General features: G+C 43.6%; 24 protein-coding genes. 17 read left to right on the top strand and 7 right to left on the bottom strand.

Annotation, left to right across the window (positions count from 1 at the left end; translation table 11 throughout):
• The first annotated feature begins 7 nt into the window (after nucleotides 1–7).
• From AALA56_RS03185 to rpsI, 17 genes are all read left to right on the top strand, one after another.
• The gene (locus AALA56_RS03185; RefSeq protein ID WP_369908717.1) at nucleotides 8–616 is read left to right on the top strand and encodes an Ig-like domain-containing protein; all 609 of its coding nucleotides are present in this window, start codon (nucleotides 8–10) and stop codon (nucleotides 614–616) included.
• On the top strand, nucleotides 504–2,492 hold the full coding sequence (locus tag AALA56_RS03180) for a Cna B-type domain-containing protein (protein ID WP_369908728.1): 1,989 nt from the start codon (nucleotides 504–506) through the stop codon (nucleotides 2,490–2,492). Before AALA56_RS03185 ends, AALA56_RS03180 begins: the two co-directional genes overlap by 113 nt.
• Nucleotides 2,493–2,802: 310 nt before the next feature.
• Entirely contained in the window at nucleotides 2,803–3,663 is an 861-nt protein-coding gene (locus tag AALA56_RS03175) for a DegV family protein (protein ID WP_369908716.1), read from the top strand.
• A gap of 398 nt (nucleotides 3,664–4,061) precedes the next feature.
• Nucleotides 4,062–4,847: a GTP-sensing pleiotropic transcriptional regulator CodY gene (codY, locus tag AALA56_RS03170; RefSeq protein WP_369908715.1), complete on the top strand. Its 786-nt coding sequence runs from the start codon at nucleotides 4,062–4,064 to the stop codon at nucleotides 4,845–4,847.
• Entirely contained in the window at nucleotides 4,847–5,395 is a 549-nt protein-coding gene (locus AALA56_RS03165) for a cysteine hydrolase family protein (protein ID WP_369908714.1), read from the top strand. Before codY ends, AALA56_RS03165 begins: the two co-directional genes overlap by 1 nt.
• A 106-nt stretch (nucleotides 5,396–5,501) precedes the next feature.
• Nucleotides 5,502–5,804, top strand: a complete 303-nt coding sequence (gene gatC, locus AALA56_RS03160) for an Asp-tRNA(Asn)/Glu-tRNA(Gln) amidotransferase subunit GatC (protein ID WP_369908713.1) — start codon at nucleotides 5,502–5,504, stop codon at nucleotides 5,802–5,804.
• Nucleotides 5,804–7,270 carry an Asp-tRNA(Asn)/Glu-tRNA(Gln) amidotransferase subunit GatA gene (gene gatA, locus AALA56_RS03155; RefSeq protein WP_369908727.1) on the top strand — a complete coding sequence of 489 codons (1,467 nt, stop codon included), beginning with the start codon at nucleotides 5,804–5,806 and terminating at the stop codon, nucleotides 7,268–7,270. Before gatC ends, gatA begins: the two co-directional genes overlap by 1 nt.
• Nucleotides 7,270–8,712: an Asp-tRNA(Asn)/Glu-tRNA(Gln) amidotransferase subunit GatB gene (gene gatB, locus AALA56_RS03150; RefSeq protein ID WP_369908712.1), complete on the top strand. Its 1,443-nt coding sequence runs from the start codon at nucleotides 7,270–7,272 to the stop codon at nucleotides 8,710–8,712. Before gatA ends, gatB begins: the two co-directional genes overlap by 1 nt.
• 166 nt (nucleotides 8,713–8,878) lie before the next feature.
• A complete protein-coding gene (locus AALA56_RS03145; protein WP_369908711.1) occupies nucleotides 8,879–9,748 on the top strand; it encodes a substrate-binding domain-containing protein in 870 nt (289 codons plus the stop codon).
• A gap of 8 nt (nucleotides 9,749–9,756) precedes the next feature.
• A complete protein-coding gene (gene pstC, locus AALA56_RS03140; protein WP_369908710.1) occupies nucleotides 9,757–10,605 on the top strand; it encodes a phosphate ABC transporter permease subunit PstC in 849 nt (282 codons plus the stop codon).
• 3 nt (nucleotides 10,606–10,608) lie between these two features.
• Nucleotides 10,609–11,451 (top strand): phosphate ABC transporter permease PstA, encoded by an 843-nt coding sequence (gene pstA, locus AALA56_RS03135; RefSeq protein WP_369908709.1) that lies wholly within the window; start codon nucleotides 10,609–10,611, stop codon nucleotides 11,449–11,451.
• Nucleotides 11,444–12,193: a phosphate ABC transporter ATP-binding protein PstB gene (gene pstB / locus AALA56_RS03130; protein WP_369908708.1), complete on the top strand. Its 750-nt coding sequence runs from the start codon at nucleotides 11,444–11,446 to the stop codon at nucleotides 12,191–12,193. The genes pstA and pstB overlap by 8 nt, the downstream gene beginning before the upstream one ends.
• Nucleotides 12,190–12,846, top strand: coding sequence for a phosphate signaling complex protein PhoU (gene phoU, locus AALA56_RS03125; RefSeq protein WP_369908726.1), 657 nt, complete (start codon nucleotides 12,190–12,192; stop codon nucleotides 12,844–12,846). The genes pstB and phoU overlap by 4 nt, the downstream gene beginning before the upstream one ends.
• Nucleotides 12,846–13,517, top strand: coding sequence for a response regulator transcription factor (locus tag AALA56_RS03120; protein WP_369908725.1), 672 nt, complete (start codon nucleotides 12,846–12,848; stop codon nucleotides 13,515–13,517). The genes phoU and AALA56_RS03120 overlap by 1 nt, the downstream gene beginning before the upstream one ends.
• The gene (locus AALA56_RS03115; RefSeq protein WP_369908707.1) at nucleotides 13,514–15,178 is read left to right on the top strand and encodes an ATP-binding protein; all 1,665 of its coding nucleotides are present in this window, start codon (nucleotides 13,514–13,516) and stop codon (nucleotides 15,176–15,178) included. Before AALA56_RS03120 ends, AALA56_RS03115 begins: the two co-directional genes overlap by 4 nt.
• A gap of 193 nt (nucleotides 15,179–15,371) precedes the next feature.
• Nucleotides 15,372–15,818 carry a 50S ribosomal protein L13 gene (rplM, locus tag AALA56_RS03110; protein WP_003063191.1) on the top strand — a complete coding sequence of 149 codons (447 nt, stop codon included), beginning with the start codon at nucleotides 15,372–15,374 and terminating at the stop codon, nucleotides 15,816–15,818.
• Between the two features lie 19 nt (nucleotides 15,819–15,837).
• A complete protein-coding gene (rpsI, locus tag AALA56_RS03105; protein ID WP_018376107.1) occupies nucleotides 15,838–16,230 on the top strand; it encodes a 30S ribosomal protein S9 in 393 nt (130 codons plus the stop codon).
• 56 nt (nucleotides 16,231–16,286) lie between these two features.
• Here rpsI and AALA56_RS03100 read toward each other — a convergent pair whose 3' ends face one another.
• The 7 genes from AALA56_RS03100 to AALA56_RS03070 all read right to left on the bottom strand — a co-directional run bounded on the left by AALA56_RS03100 (nucleotide 16,287) and on the right by AALA56_RS03070 (nucleotide 20,988).
• Nucleotides 16,287–17,336: a site-specific integrase gene (locus AALA56_RS03100; RefSeq protein WP_027973197.1), complete on the bottom strand. Its 1,050-nt coding sequence runs from the start codon at nucleotides 17,334–17,336 to the stop codon at nucleotides 16,287–16,289.
• Nucleotides 17,337–17,428: 92 nt separating this feature from the next.
• Nucleotides 17,429–17,614, bottom strand: coding sequence for a helix-turn-helix domain-containing protein (locus AALA56_RS03095; protein WP_000615732.1), 186 nt, complete (start codon nucleotides 17,612–17,614; stop codon nucleotides 17,429–17,431).
• A 4-nt stretch (nucleotides 17,615–17,618) separates the two neighbouring features.
• A complete protein-coding gene (locus AALA56_RS03090) occupies nucleotides 17,619–18,206 on the bottom strand; it encodes a replication protein (RefSeq protein WP_369908706.1) in 588 nt (195 codons plus the stop codon).
• 135 nt (nucleotides 18,207–18,341) lie between these two features.
• Nucleotides 18,342–18,953: a hypothetical protein gene (locus AALA56_RS03085; protein ID WP_369908705.1), complete on the bottom strand. Its 612-nt coding sequence runs from the start codon at nucleotides 18,951–18,953 to the stop codon at nucleotides 18,342–18,344.
• Nucleotides 18,953–20,038 (bottom strand): helicase HerA domain-containing protein, encoded by a 1,086-nt coding sequence (locus AALA56_RS03080; protein WP_369908704.1) that lies wholly within the window; start codon nucleotides 20,036–20,038, stop codon nucleotides 18,953–18,955. Before AALA56_RS03080 ends, AALA56_RS03085 begins: the two co-directional genes overlap by 1 nt.
• On the bottom strand, nucleotides 20,038–20,358 hold the full coding sequence (locus tag AALA56_RS03075) for a hypothetical protein (protein ID WP_369908703.1): 321 nt from the start codon (nucleotides 20,356–20,358) through the stop codon (nucleotides 20,038–20,040). Before AALA56_RS03075 ends, AALA56_RS03080 begins: the two co-directional genes overlap by 1 nt.
• Nucleotides 20,359–20,502: 144 nt before the next feature.
• Nucleotides 20,503–20,988, bottom strand: coding sequence for a helix-turn-helix domain-containing protein (locus AALA56_RS03070; protein WP_027973192.1), 486 nt, complete (start codon nucleotides 20,986–20,988; stop codon nucleotides 20,503–20,505).
• Nucleotides 20,989–21,418 lie beyond the last annotated feature (430 nt).

The raw sequence follows: 21,418 nt of genomic DNA, 5'->3' as shown, positions 1-21,418 counted from the left end.
GAAAATAATGACGAAGCTAAGTAAAGTGATCGTCACCCTGCTATTACTTTTGGGTAGTATCTTTTCTGTAAAGACAGCGCTTGCAGATACAGTGGATATTACCGTTAGTAATCCTAGGTTGACGCAGAACAGTTTGAGAGGGGCGGACTCAACCGAATTTGCTTTTGATTTTGGGGTTCCTAACTCCGCAAAGTCAGGAGATAAAACGGTTATTTCATTGCCAGAGGAGCTGAATTTTCAGCGTAATCAAGAATTCAACGTCTATGCTCCTGATGGGCAAACCGTTGTAGCATCAGCGGTTATTGATACGGCAACGAAGACCTTGACCATGATCTATACCGACTATGTGGACACTCACGATGAGGTCACTGGATCTTTGTCAATGATCGTTAGGGCAGATACGACAAAGGTAACAACCAACAGAAAGATTCCTGCCTCAATCACAGTCAATGGTAATACCTTTACCATCGATAGTGGCGGTATTGACTACAATATCGGTGGTGATGAGGACAATGTCGATTTCTGGAAATATGGTTATGTTGATTACGACACGAACGAAATCACTTACCTCATCAACTTCAACACCAGAGGTGCTAGTGTATCAGATGGTTATTAAAGACCAAATCAACTCAGCAGGTTTAACTTATGTTGAAGGTAGCTTTAGTATCTCTGAAGGAACATGGCGTAAAAATGCTCAAAACTACTGGGCATTGGACAATGCGACAGATGTAACAAATAATTACAATATCGTACGCTCTGCCGATAACAATGCTTTCAGTATTAACTTTGGTAACATTTCAAAAGGTTACTCTATCAAGTATAAGGTGAAAGCCTCATACGATTTGGTAAACGGTGAACAGCTTAAAAATGCTGCCACTTACAATTCAAACAGCGTTCAGATCAATGAATCTAAAAACACGGTTTACTATCAATCAGCTAACGGACAAGCCAACGGTTACAACTACGATTTGACGATTAAAAAGGTAAATGAAACTAATGAACCTCTTGCGGGAGCAGAGTTTACGGTTACTCGTAAGTCAAATGGTCAAGTCGTTGGTACTCTCACAACTGGTGCCGATGGTACAGCAACGCTTAGCGGGCTCTTAAAGGATGAGTATGTCATCACAGAAACAAAAGCACCAGATGGCTATACGATTGCAGACCCTGTCACAGCAGTAGCTGACAATTCTACTGTGACCATCACAGATAAACGCTCAACGATTGACATTGCAGGAACTAAGACTTGGGACGATAATAACGATCAAGATGGTCTTCGTCCAACATCTGTTAAAATCAACCTTTTAGCCAATGGAGAGGTTGTTGACAGTCGGACAGTAACAGCAGACGATAATTGGTCATATAGCTTCACTGGTCTAAAACAATACGACGATAATGGTAATCAAATCGTCTATACGATTGCAGAAGATCCTGTAACAGGCTATACATCAACGGTTGATGGCTATAACATTACCAACACACACACTCCAGAAACGACAGAAGTTTCAGGACAAAAAACGTGGAGTGATAACGAAGACCAAGATGGTAAACGACCAAACTCTGTCACTGTTAACCTTCTAGCGAATGGTAAGCAAGTCGACTCACAACAAGTGACGGCAGATAATAGCTGGGCATATTCTTTCACTAACTTGCCAAAATATGCAGATGGTAAGGAAATTGTCTACACTGTCACAGAGGACGCTGTTGACGACTACACAACAGCTATCAACGATTATGACATCACCAACAGCTACACCCCAGGAAAAACTAGCTTCACCGTAACTAAAGCTTGGGATGACAACAACGACCAAGATGGCAAACGTCCAAAGACTATTGACGTTCAACTCTATGCGAACGGTGAAAAATCTGGCGACGTGGTTACCTTGAGTGCAGCCAACAACTGGACCTATACATGGACAGGTCTTGCTCAAAAGGCGAAGAAGAAGGACATCGTCTACACTGTCAAAGAAGTCACTAAGGTGGATGGATACACCACCACAGTCGGCAATGTGGAAAACGGCAACGTGACGATTACCAACACGCACACTCCAGAAACCACAGAAGTTTCTGGTAAGAAGACATGGAAAGATAGTGACGACCAAGATGGTAAACGCCCAAAGACTATTGACGTTCAACTCTATGCGAACGGTGAAAAGTCTGGCGACGTGGTTACCTTGAGCGCAGCTAACAACTGGACCTATACATGGACAGGTCTTGCTCAAAAGGCGAAGAAGAAAGACATCGTCTACACTGTCAAAGAAGTCACAAAAGTAGATAACTACACTACAACAGTCGGCAATGTGGAAAACGGCAACGTGACGATTACCAACACACATACACCAAAGAAACCAACAACACCAACAAAATCATCAAATAAAAAGTCAGGATTCCTTCCATCATCAGGAAGTCGTAGCGGCATTGTCCTATCTATTTTAGGAGCTATCATTGTCGTAGGCGCTCTTGCTGGTTTGGCTTATTACAAGGTGAATAAGTAGTCTTGTGAGGAGTTGGTTAACACTTAGAGAGGACAAGTAGTCCTCTCTTTTTTGTGTTGATGAATCTATCATGTACCTAAACGAAGCTAATACTATCTCCAAGTGTCTATTTTTGAGAAAGATAGCTCATTTGCTATACTAATGTAGTATACGTTTTCATGAATAGGAAATAATCCATGCCAAAACCTGTTAGATATTTTTTGTACATCTGCTCTACTGTGACTCTCTCTAGGTCATGAGGTTTAGAGAGCTAGTTTTTCTTCTCTTTTTTTGCTATAATGAAGAGATTAAGATGACAAGGGAGAGATCTATGAGCTTTAAGATTATCACGGATTCTACTGCAGACCTGAATGAAGAATGGGCAAAAGAGCATGCCGTTACCATTATGGGTTTGACCATTGAGCTAGATGGGAAAAGCTATGACACGACTGGGGACAAGCGTATCAAGGTAGAAACCCTTCTTGAGCAAATGAAACATGGCGCACAGCCAAAGACCAGTCAGGTCAATGTCGGGCAGTTTGAGGAGGTCTTTAGACAAGCGGTTAAGGACGAGCAAGAAGTGCTGTATATCGCTTTTTCGTCTGTGCTGTCTGGGATTTATCAGAGTGCTGTCATGGCACGGGATTTGGTGTTGGCGGATTATCCTAAGGCTACCATTGAGATTATCGATACGCTGGCTGCTGCAGGTGGTGAGGGCTATCTTTCCATGCTAGCTGTAGAAGCTAGAGATAAAGGCAAGTCTCTTTTTGAGACCAAAGCCATGATAGAGGACATCCTGCCACGTCTTAGGACCTATTTCTTGGTGGATGACTTGCACCATTTGGTACGTGGAGGGCGTTTATCAAAAACAACGGCGGTTGTGGGTAGCCTAGCGAATATCAAGCCTCTTCTTTGGATTGATACTAAAGGGCGCTTAGTGCCATTAGCCAAAGTGCGTGGGCGCAAAAAAGGCATGAAAAAGATGGTTGAGTGCGCTACAGAAGAACTCGGACATAGCACAGCCGTTGTCGCTTATGCCAATGACCGTGAGGCAGCTGAGAATCTAAAAGCCAATCTTCTTGAAAATGAGACCATCACAGAAGTCATTATCCTGCCACTTGGTCCTGTCATCTCAGCTCATGTCGGTCCAAATACTCTGGCAATTTTTACTATTGGCAAAAATGCGAGATAAAAATACTGAAAAAGCTTGCTAAATTGCGCAAAAAGGATTAGAATAATAGTGTTTGACTAAAAAAGTTCTCCTGACATTATAGGTGATGTTATGTGGAGTATGCTTTTTTCCGTATCAAAGAACCTCTAAGCTGTTTAGAGGGGGTGCTTTTGTCTCAAGGCACCCTATCAAAACCATCTCTTGGAGATAAGCCAAAACATGCGATTTTGGTATGATGAAGAAAAAGTCGGTTAGAAATGACAGAAAAAAGAGTTCTGTATTCTTTTTTCGAGAAAGCATTTTTAACCGATTTTACTTTGGTAAAATGGGAAGTGCATCAATTTTCTGACAATTGATTGCAATTTACGATTGGCTTTGATATAATTGAGACGAATACAATCAAAAGGAATGAATAGATAATGGCGGATTTACTACAAAAAACACGAAAGATTACTTCTATTTTGCAACGCTCAGTAGAGAGTTTAGACGAGACTCTACCTTACAATACCATCGCAGCGCAGCTAGCTGACATTATTGACTGCAATGCCTGCATTATCAATGGCAGTGGGACACTTTTAGGCTATGCCATGAAGTACAAGACCAACAACGACCGTGTTGAGGACTTCTTTGAGGCAAAGCAGTTTCCAGACTATTATGTCAAGGCAGCTAGCCGTGTCTACGATACAGAGGCAAACTTGCCGATTGATAGCGACTTGTCTGTCTTTCCAGTGGAGTCAAAAGACATCTACCCAGACGGTTTGACAACGATTGCTCCGATTTACGGTGGCGGTATGCGCCTTGGCTCCCTCATCATCTGGCGCAATGACAAAGCCTTTAGCGATGACGCTTTGATTTTGGCTGAGATTGCAAGCACCGTTGTTGGGATTCAATTGTTGAACTTGCAAACGGAAAATCTAGAAGAAACCATTCGTCAAAAGACAGCGGTCAACATGGCGATTAACACCCTTTCTTACTCTGAAATGAAGGCTGTTGCGGCTATTTTGGGTGAACTTGATGGACGTGAAGGACGCTTGACAGCTTCTGTTATTGCAGACCGTATCGGTATCACTCGCTCAGTCATTGTCAATGCCCTGCGTAAGCTTGAGAGTGCTGGTATCATCGAGTCACGCTCTCTAGGGATGAAAGGGACTTACCTCAAAGTAATTAACGAAGGGATTTACGACAAGATTAAGGATTATCAATAATGACTAAAGCACTGATTTCGATTGACTACACCTATGATTTTGTAGCCGATGACGGCAAGTTGACAGCAGGAAAGCCTGCACAGGAGATTGAGTCTGCCCTAGTGGAGGCAACTAAAAAAGCCTATGAAGCTGGGGATTACATCTTTTTTGCCATTGATGCTCATGATGAAAATGACCCTTTTCATCCAGAAAGTAAGCTCTTTCCCCCTCACAATATCAAGGGAACGAGCGGACGTCGTCTCTATGGTGAGCTAGCTCCCCTTTACGAGTCTATCAAGGATGATAGCCGTGTCTTTTGGATGGACAAGCGCCATTACTCAGCCTTTTCAGGAACTGACCTTGACATCAGACTACGTGAGAGAAAGGTGGATACTGTCGTCTTGACGGGTGTGCTGTCTGACATTTGTGTCCTGCACACGGCTATTGACGCTTATAATCTAGGCTATCAGATCGAAATTGTCGAGGGTGCTATCGCTGCTCTGACAGATGAGGCGCACCAGTTTGCCCTCAATCATTTCCAACATGTCCTTGGAGCAAAAATCATATAAGAGCTAGGAAGTTCCTAGCTTTTTTTGCTTAGCGTGGTTAGGAGAGATTTCCACAATGGACTAAAATGTGATAAAATAGGAGAGACTAACATAGAGGAGAACGAACATGAAAATCTCAGAAGCAGAAGTGCGCCATGTTGCCAATCTGTCGAAGTTGTCTTTTTCTGAGGAAGGGACATCAGAGTTTGCAACGACTCTTTCAAAGATTGTGGACATGGTTGAGCTTTTAAATGAAGTAGATACCACAGGTGTGCCAGTGACAACGACCATGGCAGACCAAAAAACAGTTGTGCGTGCGGACATTGCCCAAAAAGGAGAGGACCGTGACCAGCTCTTTAAAAATGTCCCTGAACAGGAAAACTACTATATTAAAGTACCAGCGATTTTAGAGGATGGAGGTGACGCTTGATGAGCTTGACACACAAGTCAATTGATGAATTGCATGAGCTTTTGGTCAATAAAGACATCTCAGCGGTGGAGTTGACCAAGGACACGCTTGAGAGTATCACAGCACGTGAGGATAAGGTGGACTCCTTTATCACGGTGGCTGAGGATGCTGCGCTTGCGCAAGCACAGGCGCTTGATGAGCGTGGGATTGACGCGGCAAACCCTTTGAGTGGTATCCCTCTTGCTGTTAAAGATAATATCTCAACAAAAGGTATCCTCACTACAGCAGCCTCTAAAATGCTCTACACCTATGAGCCGATTTTTGATGCGACAGCGGTGGAGAAAGCGTATAGCAAGGACATGATCGTCATCGGAAAGACCAACATGGACGAGTTTGCCATGGGTGGTTCTACTGAGACATCCTACTTCAAAAAGACCAAGAATGCTTGGAACCACAGCAAGGTGCCTGGTGGTTCATCTGGTGGTTCTGCAACAGCAGTTGCCTCTGGTCAGGTGCGTCTCTCTCTTGGTTCTGACACGGGTGGATCGATTCGCCAGCCAGCTGCCTTTAACGGTGTTGTCGGCTTGAAACCTACCTATGGTCGTGTGTCTCGCTTTGGGCTTATAGCCTTTGGCTCATCGCTCGACCAGATCGGTCCTTTTGCTCAAACGGTTAAGGAAAATGCGCAATTGCTCACAGCTATCTCTGGGCATGACGTTAAAGACTCAACATCAGCTAACCGTGATTTTGAGGATTTCACCGCTAAGATTGGTCAAGACATCAAGGGCATGAAGATTGCCTTGCCAAAAGAGTATCTCGGCGAAGGTATCGCACCAGAAGTCAAAGAAACTATCCTCAAAGCAGCTAAGCACTTTGAAAAATTGGGTGCTGTCGTCGAGGAAGTATCTCTGCCTCACTCTAAATACGGTGTCGCTGTTTACTATATCATCGCTTCATCTGAAGCGTCATCTAACTTGCAGCGTTTTGATGGTATCCGCTACGGCTACCGTACAGAAAACTATCAAAACCTTGAGGACATCTATGTCAATACTCGCTCAGAGGGATTTGGCGATGAGGTGAAGCGCCGTATTATGTTAGGGACTTTCAGTTTGTCATCTGGTTATTACGACGCTTACTTCAAAAAAGCAGGGCAAGTGCGTACCCTTATCATCCAAGATTTCGAGGAAGTCTTTGCGGACTACGACTTGATTTTGGGACCAACAGCGCCTAGCGTGGCTTATGATCTTGACTCGCTCAATCATGACCCAGTTGCCATGTATCTAGCAGACATCTTGACTATTCCTGTCAATCTAGCTGGGCTGCCTGGGATTTCTATCCCAGCAGGCTTTGTAGAAGGTTTGCCAGTGGGGCTACAGTTGATTGGACCAAAATACTCAGAAAGCACTATCTATCAAGCAGCTAGCGCTTTTGAGGCGACAACGGACTACCACAAGCAACAACCGATTATTTTTGGAGGTGAGAACTAATGAACTTTGAAACCATTATCGGACTAGAAGTCCATGTCGAGTTAAATACTGCATCAAAGATTTTCTCACCATCCTCAGCCCACTTTGGTGAAGACCCAAATGCCAACACCAATGTCATTGACTGGTCATTTCCTGGGGTGCTACCTGTGATGAACAAGGGCGTCATCGACTACGGTATCAAAGCAGCGCTTGCGCTCAATATGGACATTCACCAGCACATGCACTTTGACCGCAAAAACTATTTCTACCCAGACAATCCAAAAGCTTATCAAATTTCGCAGTTTGACGAGCCAATCGGCTACAATGGCTGGATTGAGATTGAGCTTGAGGACGGTACGACCAAGAAAATCCGTATCGAGCGTGCCCACCTCGAGGAGGACGCTGGGAAAAACACCCACGGCACAGACGGTTATTCTTATGTTGACCTCAACCGTCAAGGGGTGCCTTTGATTGAGATTGTGTCTGAGGCGGACATGCGTAGCCCAGAGGAGGCTTATGCTTATCTGACAGCTCTCAAGGAAATCATCCAGTACACAGGTATCTCAGACGTCAAGATGGAAGAGGGCTCTATGCGTGTGGACGCCAACATCTCACTACGCCCTTATGGTCAAGAAGAATTTGGTGTCAAGACCGAGCTTAAAAACCTTAACTCCTTTAACAATGTTCGTAAAGGGCTTGCTTACGAGGTTGAGCGTCAAGCCAAAATCTTGCGCAGCGGTGGGCAAATTCGTCAAGAAACACGCCGCTATGACGAGGCAAATAAAGCTACTATTCTCATGCGTGTCAAGGAAGGCGCAGCCGATTATCGCTACTTCCCAGAGCCTGACCTTCCGCTCTTTGAGATTTCAGACGAGTGGATTGATGAGGTTCAAAAGACCTTGCCAGAGTTTCCAAAAGAGCGCCGTTCCAAGTACGTGGCTAGCTATGGTCTAAGCAGCTACGATGCGGCGCAATTGACAGCGACTAAGGCGACCTCTGACTTCTTTGAACAAGCAGTGGCGCTTGGCGGTGACGCTAAGCAAATCTCTAACTGGCTGCAAGGTGAGGTGGCACAATACCTCAACGCACAGGCTAAGACCTTGCCAGAAATCGCCCTCACACCAGAAAATCTGGTTGAGATGATTGGCTTGATTGAGGATGGCACGATCTCGTCTAAGATTGCCAAGAAAGTCTTTGTGTATTTGGCAAAAAACGGTGGCTCTGCACGTGAATACGTCGAGTCAGCAGGTTTGGTACAGATTTCAGATCCAGCTGTCTTGATTCCAATCATTCACCAAGTCTTTGAGGACAATCCAGCAGCTGTTGCTGACTTCAAGTCCGGCAAACGTAATGCTGATAAAGCCTTCACAGGTTTCCTCATGAAAGCAACCAAAGGACAAGCCAACCCACAAGTTGCCCTAAAACTTTTAGCTCAAGAATTGGCTAAATTGAAAGAAAATTAAAACATAAAAAACAGCAAGAAGTTCTCTTGCTGTTTTTTATGTTTTTTTCAACTTTACATAGATTTTACATAAGCGAGTACTTGCATTTGACAATAGCGGGATAAAATAAGCTTGTAACAAACATCAATCACTGCTCTTTAGAGAGTACAAGAAGAAAGGATTTCTTATGTCAAAGAAGACAATGTTTTTAGTTGCTGTTTTAGCGAGCTGCTTTTTCTTGCCAGCCTTGGCTGCTTGTGGTAAAAGTGCGTCGAGCGCACAAGCCATTAGTGTCGTCTTTCGTGAGGAGGGCTCGGGGACACGTGGCGCTTTTGTGGAGCTGTTTGGCATTGAAGAAGAAAAAGATGGTGAAAAAGTGGATTTGACAACGTCTAGCGCTATTGTCACAAACTCCACAGCTGTCATGTTGACGACAGTGGCTGGAGATGAGCAGGCGGTTGGCTATACTTCGCTTGGAGCTCTTGACGACTCGGTCAAAGCAGTGTCTATCGATGGTGTCAAGCCAAGTGTGGCAAATGTCGAAAACGACAGCTACAAGATTTCACGTCCCTTTAACATCGTGACCAAAGCGAAAGTGAGCGATGCCGCACAAGATTTCATTAACTTTATCATGAGTAGTGATGGTCAAAAAGTGGTGGAAAAAGATGGCTACATTCCAGTTGAAGCAAGCGAAGCTTACACATCAACTGTAGATTCTGGTAAAGTAGTCGTTTCTGGGTCAAGCTCTGTTGCACCCGTTATGGAAAAATTAAAAGAAGCCTACGCTAAGGTAAATGCTAATGTGAAAGTTGAAGTGCAACAAAGCGATTCCTCAACAGGCGTGACCGCAACAATTGACGGCACAGCTGACATCGGTATGGCGTCTCGTGAGCTCAAAGACTCTGAAGCCAGCCAAGGCGTGACAGCGACTGTCATCGCAAAAGACGGTATCGCTGTTATTGTCAATAAAGAAAATGACGCCAAGAGCCTGACCAGTAAACAAGTCAAGTCTATCTTTACAGGCGACACTACCAAGTGGAGTGGCGTCTCTAAATAGGGAGTAACATGAATCAATTGAGAGAAAAGGGAATGCAGGTCGTGTTTTTGATGACTGCCTGCATTTCTGTTTTAGCTGTTGTTTTAATCTGTATCTTTTTATTTGCTAGTGGTGTGCCAGCCATCAAGGAGATTGGTCTTTCAGATTTTCTTTTTGGGACAGTGTGGCGACCAGCCAACAATCTTTATGGCATTTTGCCCATGATTTTGGGTTCCCTCTATGTGACGGCAGGGGCTTTGGTTATTGGTGTGCCCCTGGGTGTTTTGAGTGCGGTTTTCCTCGCTCAATTTTGCCCTAAGCCCCTCTATAAGCCACTAAGAGCGGCAATCAATCTGATGGCAGGTATCCCGTCAGTCGTCTATGGTTTCTTTGGTTTGGTGGTGTTGGTGCCATTTGTTAGAAACAATTTTGGTGGTTACGGTATGGGGGTCTTAACAGCGTCTATACTACTTGGTATCATGATTTTACCGACCATTATCACCGTGTCAGAGTCAGCCCTGCAGGCAGTGCCCTCTAGTTATTATGACGGAGCTGTGGCGCTTGGGGCTAGTCATGAGAGAAGTGTTTTCTTTGTCATGGTGCCTGCGGCAAAGCGTGGGATTTTAGCAGGGATTGTGCTTGGGATTGGACGTGCTATCGGTGAGACTATGGCGGTGATTATGGTCGCAGGAAATCAAGCCATCATCCCAGACTCGCTGACCTCGGGTGTTAGAACCCTAACAACCAATATCGTTATGGAAATGGGCTATTCGACTGACCTACATCGTGAGGCGCTGATAGCAACAGCTGTTGTGCTCTTTGTCTTTATCCTGCTTATCAATCTGACCTTTTCAGTCTTGAGTAGAGGAAAGGAGTAGTCTATGAAAAAAATACGTCAAAAAGACCCGTTATCTCTGCTGTTAGCTGCTCTGGTCTACGCTGCTATTGTGCTAGTTGGCACAGCTATTTGCTTGATTACCGGCTATATTTTAGTCAAGGGCATTCCGCACTTGACCCCAAGTCTGTTTTCTCTGACTTATACCAGTGAGAATGTCTCGCTGCTTCCTGCTCTTATCAACACGCTTTTTATGGTGCTTATATCGCTCATCCTTGCTATTCCTCTAGGTGTGGGAGCTGCTATTTATCTGGTAGAGTATGCGAGACGTGGGGCGTTCTTTGTCTCAGTCATTCGCACAGCAGCAGAGACCCTATCAGGGATTCCCTCTATCATCTACGGTTTGTTTGGCTCTTTGTTTTTTGTCAAATACATGCAGCTGGGTCTGTCCCTTTTATCAGGAGCACTAACCCTTAGTATCATGGTGCTGCCGCTCATTATCAGAACGACGGAGGAGGCACTCTTGTCTGTACCAGATAGTTACCGTGAGGGCTGTTTTGCCCTAGGCGCTGGAAAATTACGCACGATTTTTAGGATTGTGCTGCCAAGTGCCAGCTCCAGTATCTTTTCTGGTGTCATCCTTGCTATCGGAAGAATCGTTGGGGAGTCTGCTGCCTTGATTTTCACCGCTGGGACGGTTGCTGAGGTGGCAAAGAGCGTCTTTAGCTCCTCACGCACCTTGGCAGTGCACATGTACGCCATATCAGGCGAGGGGATCTACCTCAATCAGACCTACGCAACAGCCGTTGTTCTCTTGGTTGTTGTCATTATCATCAATCTCTTGTCAGCTTTTATTTCACGAAAATTAGGAGGAGACGCTCATGAGTAACATCAGTGTCCGTCATTTGGATTTGTATTATGGCGATTTTCATGCCTTAAAGGATATTCAACTCGATATCAAGGAAAGGGAAATCACGGCTTTTATCGGACCGTCAGGCTGCGGCAAATCAACGCTTCTAAAAAGTCTCAACCGCATGAATGACCTCGTTGCTAATTGCCGTATCACAGGCAATGTCCTGCTTGACGATGAGGACATCTATCAAGATTTAGACGTCAATATCCTGCGCAAAAAAGTCGGCATGGTCTTTCAAAAGCCCAATCCCTTTCCCATGAGTATCTATGACAATATCGCCTTTGGTCCTAGAACGCACGGTATTCACTCCAAGGCAAAGCTGGATGAGATTGTCGAGATGTCGCTTAAGAACGCTGCTATCTGGGATGAGGTCAAAGACCGCCTAGGTAAGTCCGCTCTTGGTATGTCAGGTGGTCAGCAGCAGCGCCTTTGTATCGCAAGGGCGCTTGCTATTGAGCCTGATATTCTCCTCATGGATGAGCCAACCAGTGCGCTTGACCCGATTTCAACGGCTAATATTGAGGACTTGGTCATTGAGCTGAAAAAGAAATACACCATTGCCATTGTCACGCACAATATGCAACAAGCGGTGCGGATTTCAGACCAGACCGCTTTCTTTTTGATGGGTGAGGTGGTCGAAAAAGGAGCGACCAGCCAGATTTTTTCCATGCCAAAGGACGAGCGAACAGAAAAGTATATCACAGGGAGATTTGGATAATGCGTGCAAGATTTGAAAAGCAATTACTGACCCTACATCAAGAGCTTATCGAGATGGGTTCGCTATGTGAGGAGATTATACTAAAGACCTTTAAGGCTATCGAAAAAGAACAGTTACCAAACACCAAGACAATAGCCACTCTAGCCGAAGAAATCGAGCAAATGGAGCAAGACATCGAAAGCAGGTGCCTAAAGCTCTTACTGCGTCAGCAGCCTGTAGCTAAGGACTTGCGCACGGTCTCGTCTGCTCTCAAGATGGTCTATGATCTTAAACGTATCGGCACACAAGCCTATGAGGTCTCAGAGATTGTGGCGCAGGGGCACATTGCCAAGAGCAAGGAGCTCCATGTCCTCCAGAGCATGGTGGATAGTGTGCGTGAGATGGTGACCATGAGTATTGACGCTTTTGTCCATGAGGATGAGGGTCTTATTCACCAAGTGATAGCAAAAGATGAGGAAGTTGATGAAAATTTTGATACAATAAAAGTATTATTAGTAGAGTGCTTTGCTAGCAAAAGCCTTGATATCGAACACGCTATTGACCTTTTGATGGTCTCAAAATACATCGAGCGTATCGGCGATCATGCGGTTAATATTGCTAAGTGGGTGCTCTATGCAATCACAGGTCAATTGGACATAGGCGGAGGAGAATGATGTTATTTTGTGTTGAGGATGATGACAACATCAGAGAGTTGATGGTTTACACCCTAAAATCAACAGGTTTTGACAGTGTTGGCTTTCCAAGCAGTCAAGCCTTTTGGAGCCGACTGGATGATGAACTGCCTGAGCTTATCATCCTTGACATTATGCTGCCAGATGAGGATGGCATTACCATTTTAGAAAAGCTGCGTAAAAACCCTAGAACGCAGGCAATCCCTGTCATCATGGCGACCGCTAAAGGCACAGAGTATGACAAGGTCAAGGGGCTTGACTTGGGGGCTGATGATTATCTGGTCAAGCCTTTTGGGATGATGGAGATGATTTCACGTATCAAGGCAGTCCTTAGGCGTAGCCAAGGCGTAGAAACCTCTCTTTTACAAATCGGTGATTTGTCGGTCAATACACAGACCTACGCTGTCTATGTCAAAAACAGCAAGGTTCAGCTGACGCTCAAGGAGTTTGACTTGCTCCATCTCCTCATCAAGCACCCGCAAAGGGTTTTTACACGGCGGGAGTTACTAGATAAGGTCTGGGGAGCGGATTATTTTGGAGAGACCCGTACGGTGGACGTTCATATCGGGACACTACGCACCAAGCTGGGGGATTGTGGCAAATACATCAAAACCCTTAGAGGTGTTGGTTATCATTTGGAGGTACCCCAATGACCAAAAAGATTTTTCGCTCGATTTTACTTGCGACCATGAGCGTATTTGTGGTGTCGATGGTGCTTAGCCTGGGAGCTCTTTACCGCTATTTTAGTCAGGTACAGCTCGACCAGCTCAAAACGGAGGCAACACTAGTAGCGCATGGTCTTACAGAGGAGGGAAAAGCCTACTTTGATGACCTTAAGCTGGCAAATGTCCGTATTACTTGGGTGGATAATCGAGGCGATGTCCTCTATGACACCAAGTCAGAAGCCTCGCAGATGGAAAACCACCTGCACCGAGAAGAAATCAAAGAAGCACTAAGCACAGGCTATGGCAAGAGCATGCGTTATTCACAAACTCTGACGCAAAAATACGTTTACTACGCCAAGCGTCTAGACAATGGCACCATTGTCCGCTTGTCTGTCAGCCAAGACAGTATCATCCGTCTTTTGATGGGCATGTTGCCTTACATTGTGGTGATTATCGTGATTGCGCTGAGTCTCTCCATCTGGATGGCAAGATCTATTGCTAAAAAGCTGATTTTTCCTCTAAATCATCTCAATCTCGACCACCCTTTGGACAATGATCTCGCCTACGAAGAGCTGACGCCCTTGCTTAGAAAAATTGACCACAATCAAAAAGAAATCGCTCAAAAAGAAAGTCTGCTGGATCGCAAGATTAGTGAGTTTGATACCATTATCGCAAAGATCAAGGAAGGCATGATTTTGCTGGACAATCAGAGACAGATTGTCAGTATCAACCCAGCCGCAAAAGCTCTCTTTGGACTAGAGGGCGACTGTGTCGGGAAAAATATGCTGGACATCAGCCGAGACAGCAAGCTCAATGCTTTGCTAGATACAGGCTTTCAAAATCACAAGGCAGAGCGTCTGCTGCATTTTCAGGATAAAACCTACCAAGCCTTGGTGCGACCTGTCACTTCAGACGGTCAGCTGACAGGAGTGGTGCTTCTCTTGTTTGATGCGAGCGAAGAGTTTAAAAACGAGCAAATGCGTAGAGAGTTCACCGCCAACATCTCGCACGAGCTCAAAACGCCTCTCCAGTCTATCTTGGGCTACTCAGATATTATGAAAAATAATCTGGCTTCCCCAAGCGATATTCAAACTTTTTCAGAGAAGATTTACTCTGAGTCCCAACGCACTGTCCAGCTGGTTGAGGACATCATCTATCTCTCCCAGCTAGATGAGTCTGCCTACACAGCCTCAGACAAGGTGGACCTGTATCAAGTGACGGAGAATGTCGTTGACAGCCTTTCTTTCAAGGAAGACCAACAGCAGATTGAGCTTATCTTAACGGGAAGTAGCGCTAGCCTTTACGGAGACGCCTCGCTTTTGCATTCTCTTGTCTACAATCTCTGTGACAATGCCATCAAGTACAATCAAGCAGGTGGTCAGGTCTTTGTCGAGGTCATGCCTGATAGCGACAAGGTCATCCTTCAAGTCCGAGACACAGGTATTGGCATTTCAAAGGAAAACCAAGAGCGTATCTTTGAGCGCTTTTACCGAGTGGACAAGAGCAGATCAAAACAGGTCGGAGGTACTGGCTTAGGCCTCTCTATCGTCAAACACATCGCCAAACTCCATCACGCCAGTATCTTTATTGATAGCCAAGAAGGGCAAGGAACCAGTATCACCCTCTATTTTCCGCTAGATAAAGAGTAAGTGCTACTCTAACTATTCTGTCCTATAAATTTTCCAAAAAAACTGGCAAAGGGCTTGACTTACCTCGTCTATTTTTGATATGATTATAAGCGGTATTGTTTACCCCATTTGTAAGGCCCCGGAACCTTTCAAATAACTCGTGGACCGGAACATCCACATCTGTAAACAAAAACGAATTCGTATAGGAGAAATCATGAACAAAACAACATTCATGGCTAAGCCAGGTCAAGTTGAACGCAAATGGTATGTCGTTGACGCGACTGATGTCCCTCTTGGACGCCTTTCTGCAGTAGTTGCTAGCGTACTTCGCGGAAAGAACAAACCAACTTTCACACCACACACTGATACAGGTGACTTTGTTATCGTCATCAACGCTGAAAAAGTGAAATTGACTGGTAAAAAAGCAACAGACAAAATTTACTACACTCACTCAATGTATCCAGGTGGTTTGAAACAAATTTCAGCTGGTGAATTGCGCTCTAAAAACGCTGTTCGCTTGATCGAAAAGTCTGTAAAAGGCATGCTCCCACACAATACTCTTGGACGTGCACAAGGCATGAAATTGAAAGTATTTGTCGGTAGTGAACATACACATGCTGCACAACAACCAGAAGTCCTTGATATTAAAGGTCTTATCTAAGAGAGAAAGGAGTATATAAATGGCACAAGCTCAATACACAGGTACTGGTCGTCGTAAAAACGCTGTTGCACGCGTTCGTTTGGTACCAGGTACAGGTAAAATTACTGTTAACAAAAAAGATGTTGAAGAGTACATCCCACACGCTGACCTTCGCTTGGTCATCAACCAACCATTTGCTGTGACATCTACTCAAGGTAGCTACGATGTCTTTGTAAACGTTGTTGGTGGTGGATACGCTGGTCAATCAGGTGCAATCCGTCACGGTATCGCACGTGCACTTCTTCAAGTAGACCCAGACTTCCGCGACTCACTTAAACGCGCTGGTCTTCTTACTCGTGACGCTCGTATGGTTGAACGTAAAAAACCAGGTCTTAAAAAAGCCCGCAAGGCATCACAATTCTCAAAACGTTAATCAAAACCTTATTATACCAACGATTACAGCTACTTTTTGGTGTCAGTTGGTGTTAATTATAATGATAAGTCGTTTAAGAGACTTAAAGCATCGGCATCTTGCTGATGCTTTTTTTCTGGCATCAGCTCAAGATAATAGTTCTGAGTTGTCAGAATACTATTGTGTCCGAGTCTACGAGAAATATAATCTAAACTAATATCTTTTGAAAAAAGGAAAGAAGCGTGAGTGTCACGCAAACCATGAAAAGTTGTTTTGCTCAGGTCTAGTTTCTTCAAAAGTTGTTGGAGTTGGCTTGCTTGTCTGAATCCGTTCCAGTCGAAGATATAATTCTCTTTTTTATCTGCTAGAGACATTAGAGCGAAGTAAACATCTTGGTTGATAGAAATATCCCGTTTTGAGTGTTTCGTTTTTAGTTGAGTATCATCACTAATAGGACTGATTGACCTGCGTATATTGATACCATACTTAAAAATATCTTCTTTCTTCAATCCAAGTAATTCTCCTCGCCTTGCCCCAGTTTCTAGGGCAAGAAGTACAAGGATGTTGAACTCGTCATCTTCTTGGTGGTCAAGGCAATATGTTCGGAGTGTCTTAAACTCTGTTACAGATAAGGGAACATTTCGCTTAGGTTGTTCTTGTCCTCTCGCTTTTAGGAGTGAGGCAAAGTCATTTGTAATCAATCCTTTAGCATAGGCATATTTGAGTGAACCTCTGATTTTTAAGACAAGTTCTTTGGTTGTCTTTTTGGAGTGAGTTTCAGCGTATTTATCAAGCTTCTTTTGCATGACTAAATCATCTAAGTGTTTTAGTCGCATTCCCTCAAATAGTTCGTCCACGATTACAAGAGTTCGCTTATAATTGACGAAAGTAGCTTCACGAACCTCATTCTGTTTTACAGAGTTAACCCAGTTACGATAAAAGTCAGTAAATAGGGTAGAGCGTTCAGCAATATCTTTCCCTCGTCCTTTTTCCAACTCCATTTCAAGAGCCCATAGTTCAGCATCTTGTTTGTTAGAGAAAGTCTTGGTTTCTCTTTTGTATTGTCCTTTCTTGTAGAGTGATACAGTTGCACGGAAAGAATTTCCACGTTTAGTAATTGTTGCCATTTTATCAGCCTTTCTATATGAAAAATGATTGATAAAATAGACTAGTCACATATAGGATATATGAAAAATCTTATTTTATCAATCGTTATCCGTTAATCACAGTGATTTTCGATAAATTTTACAAGCTTAGATTTTAGGTATCGCTCCTGCTTCCCAACCATAAAACATTGAAAGTCTGGGTGATTTCTGATGTATTTGTCGAATGATTTAGGGTCGATTCCAAGTAGTTCAGAAGCTTGTTGCCTAGTTAGTAGAAGTGGTCGAGTGTTTTGAATCATCAGTTTAACTTCCTTTCTTTGTTTGATTTCGTTGTGGATTGCAACGCCGTGAATCAAGATACTTTGCAAAGAAGTAGGTACGTTCAATGATGAGTCCAAGAAGTGGTGTGTGATTAGCACGAGCATACCAAACCAATTCTTCAAACTCAGTGAAGTCATTCTGCTCAATAATATCCACGACTTCGTGCATGAACTCATCTGAGTTCATTTCTACAAGAAATTTATTAAGGTTGAAGCCACAACCCACCTCAATGCCATTCACATCATACTGGGTTTTGTCTTTATTTTCAGCATGAGTGAAATAATCGAAGAGACCCTTAGGAGATTGGACAACCTCCACATGGGCAGGACCATTCAATTTATCCTTGATTAACTCAGATACTTGCTTGTAGCTCTTGAGTGAATCAAAGAAGAATGCTCCGTGTTTGTGAGCTTTTTTCAGTTCTCCTGTTTGTCGATTGATGTCTTTGTCGTGCCAAGGGCTCAGAATGAAGGGGATGTGCAATTCTTCTAATATCTCAAGATAGTCAGTAGGGCAACTCTCTTTGTAGAACAGGAATGTCCACTTGCTTGAGCGTTGTTCTTTTGCCATATATTTACATGCCTTTCTAATTTTGATTACTGATTATTGGATAATTGGGGGGTCGTAGTAACCCCCAATTATCTTGTTCAATGGAAAAGAGGGAGCTATTTGGCTACTGCTTAACGCAAGCCATAGCCCCCTCTTTTACCGTCTTTTCCCAACTAACCAAAGGCTATTGAGAACCCGATTAGGTGCAGAGAAATAGTAGTCAGGATGCTGGCTAGAGACTTCTTCTTTCAACTGGGAAGTCATATCTCCCAAGACTTTTTGCCCTTGCTGGTCTCTAGGGACTTTGATAAAGACGGTAACTTCATCTTTTCGGATGTCTACCACGCTCTTATGAGCGCAGCGATTGAAACTACCATTGATTGGATTGTAGGTGGTAATGGTCTGGTTGTCTATGGTGGTGACCTTCTCTGACTTTTCTCGTTGAGTCAGGAAGTTACGGAGCTTGAAGGTGTGGTAGATAGATTTGAAATAGTTGAAAAGATTATCGAATCGGATACGATTCAAAACTTCAAGCGTAACGGATGCAAACAAAGTACCGAGTAAGTAACTCATAGCCATATAAGCGTAATGGCTACCCATTGCTAGATAGCTATTGATTTGAGAGAGGTCAAGTGCGATAGGAAGTGTTAAGTCAAGAGTGCTTGCTAGAAAGCTTAATGACCATCCAAGGAAACCTGTTAGGAGTGAAAACAGCATCAAGTAGATATTGAAGTTGTAAGTCCTCATAAAGAATGATTTTTTCATCATTAGTGAATGCCCTCCGTTGTGTAGTATGTTGGACAAAGTAAAGGAAGCACTTGATAGGGATGTTCATTATCAATCACCTGAATCAACCCAGTGCCGTGTCCAGTAGGAATGACAATGCCTTCGGGGTCGAGGTCAGGGAATAAGAATTGGGTTGTTTTCTTATTGATATTGCCAATCTGGATGAGAACATTGAGTTGCTCACGAACAGAAATTGGGATAGTTGTGTGGTCGAAACGCTGGCTAACAAGGAGTAAGTGAATCTTAGTAGCCCGTCCCAGTAGAGCAATTTGCGATAAGAGGGAGAAGAAGGACTCTTTGATGGTCTTATTGACACCCTCTGAGAGAGCCAGCACCTCGTCCATGACGATAGTGAGATGGGTGAACTTATGGCGGGGGTTGTCATATAGAATTGCCTGACGTTGTTGAATCAGATTTAGGCATTGACTCAAACGCTCATTGACTTCTGAAACGAAGTCAGATTTAGAGCGATTTTCCACGGGATGGATGACGGCAATTTTATGTTCACGAGCCCAACGGCTTGGACTATCGAATTTTGGGTCTACGATAATTAAATCAGACTGATTTTTTAGCACAGACAGCAGATAGGTGAGTGCGTAAGACTTACCTGAGCCCGAGTTTCCACAAATAGCCATGTGGTTCACCTTATCAAGATTGAGAGAAAAGTTTTCCATAATTGGAATGTGATTCTTGGGAAGACTTGCTGTGTATTTGTCGAGGTCAGGGATGACCAAGCGTTTTGAGATGCCTACCTTCCACGGAAAGAAGAGCCCACGCTGAACATGAATATCATCTGTCTTGAGTGGAACAAAGTAAGTTGCGTTCTGCTTCAAAAGCGTATAGTGGGGGTATAAGGATGCGTTGGCAATCAAGAAGATTTTGTTATAGAGTTCATCATCTAGGATATAGGCACAAGGAAGCCTAGGGATGAAGATGAAGCCATCCTCTTGAATGACGATATTGAAGCTATTAGTATAGCTCGTCTCCCCCTGCATCAGAGCCCCAAGAGCCATATTTAGGCTCTGGAGCAAGTAAGATTGCAGGACGGTGTCTGCTTTCGTTGCCATTATTTGACCTCCTTGATGCCGTCAGCTTTGAAGTAGACGTTGTAGCGAACCTCAACAGCTTGCAGGTTGTCAAATTCAACCAATCTAAGAAATTCAGGGAGTTTGACCTTATCTTCAAACTTGACTTGGAAGGGTTCGAGCCCTTCTTGGACAAAGGTTGCCTTGTAGGCGATAATTTCGCCAGTAGGCTTTCCATCCTCAAAAAGTTGTTGGGGTTCAAGTTTTGTGCTCAGGCTGTGAATTGGCTTTGTAGGTTTCACGTAGTCAGTTGCAGTTGTGGTAGAGTAGCCACCCTTCTTGTGTTTTGTTTTAATTGCCATATTATTTACCTCCATATGGTCTTTGAAAGTTGTTAAAGTGATTTGCTCAGTTTGAGTCGTGAGCTGGACTGTCTTAGCTAAGTACACCTCTATGGTACGTTATTTTGAGAAGTCACACTTTCAAGAATTTTGAAAGTGTAACATTTAAAGTTGTGCTACGAGTACTACAAATTCAATTAACCATTCAGCCAAGCTATCAGCGATTTGGTAAGAGCTTTCTTCCTCAGGAAAATCAGGGACGAAATCATATAGGGCATCTGCTAAGGCTGAGAGATTCTGTTGAATATCCTTCTCTTTTACTTGGAAGAGTTGTTTTGTAGAGCTGAATCCATCACTAAGAATTAGTTTTGTAAGTTGGATAATGAGTAACTCACAGAAGTCAAGATTAGGAAAGAATACACTTTTTACATTGGGAAGACCTAGCGTTTCTTGCAGAGCATCCGCAGTATCTAAGGAGAGGTTTCGTTTCCCTTTTAGGATTTGGCTAATTGCAGGGGCAGAAATCAATCGGATGTCATCATCAAAATAGTAAGACACTTCGTTTTGAGGGATTTCTTGTTCAATCAATTGTTGCTTGATAGATTCTCCGAGCGATTCACAATAGAGGGTTTTAACTTTAGCTTTTAGCATAAGTTGTCCTTTCTAGACCTCAGACGGAAAGAAACATACGAGCTATTACAGTTATCGAGTGAGTGTAAAAAAGCACACCAAAGACACGGTGAAACAGTAATATGCAGAATCAACCTGTTATTGGCTGATTTTCATATTGTTTCATTCCGTCCTTTGGTGGCCACCATTTGGACTATTTATATTTATAAGCTAATCTTAACTCTTTGCAGGATATAAATATATAACTTGTCAAGTCACTATCATCAAGCTTGATATAACGGAATTTCTTGCTGTTTTTCTCTGAAATATTGAACTAAAATACCCCGAAAAAGGACTTGTCAGGTCATTTTTTTCTTTTAGCAGTATTAAATTTTTTTCTCAAGTCCTTCGTGGTATAATAGAACAGTAAAGAAATCAGTTGACAAGGAGATTGAGAACTTGATACCATTAG

Source organism: Streptococcus hyointestinalis (assembly GCF_041225505.1).
Taxonomy (GTDB): domain Bacteria; phylum Bacillota; class Bacilli; order Lactobacillales; family Streptococcaceae; genus Streptococcus; species Streptococcus hyointestinalis_B.
Note: the sequence above shows the minus strand (reverse complement) of the source record. Positions and strands in the feature narration are given on the sequence as shown.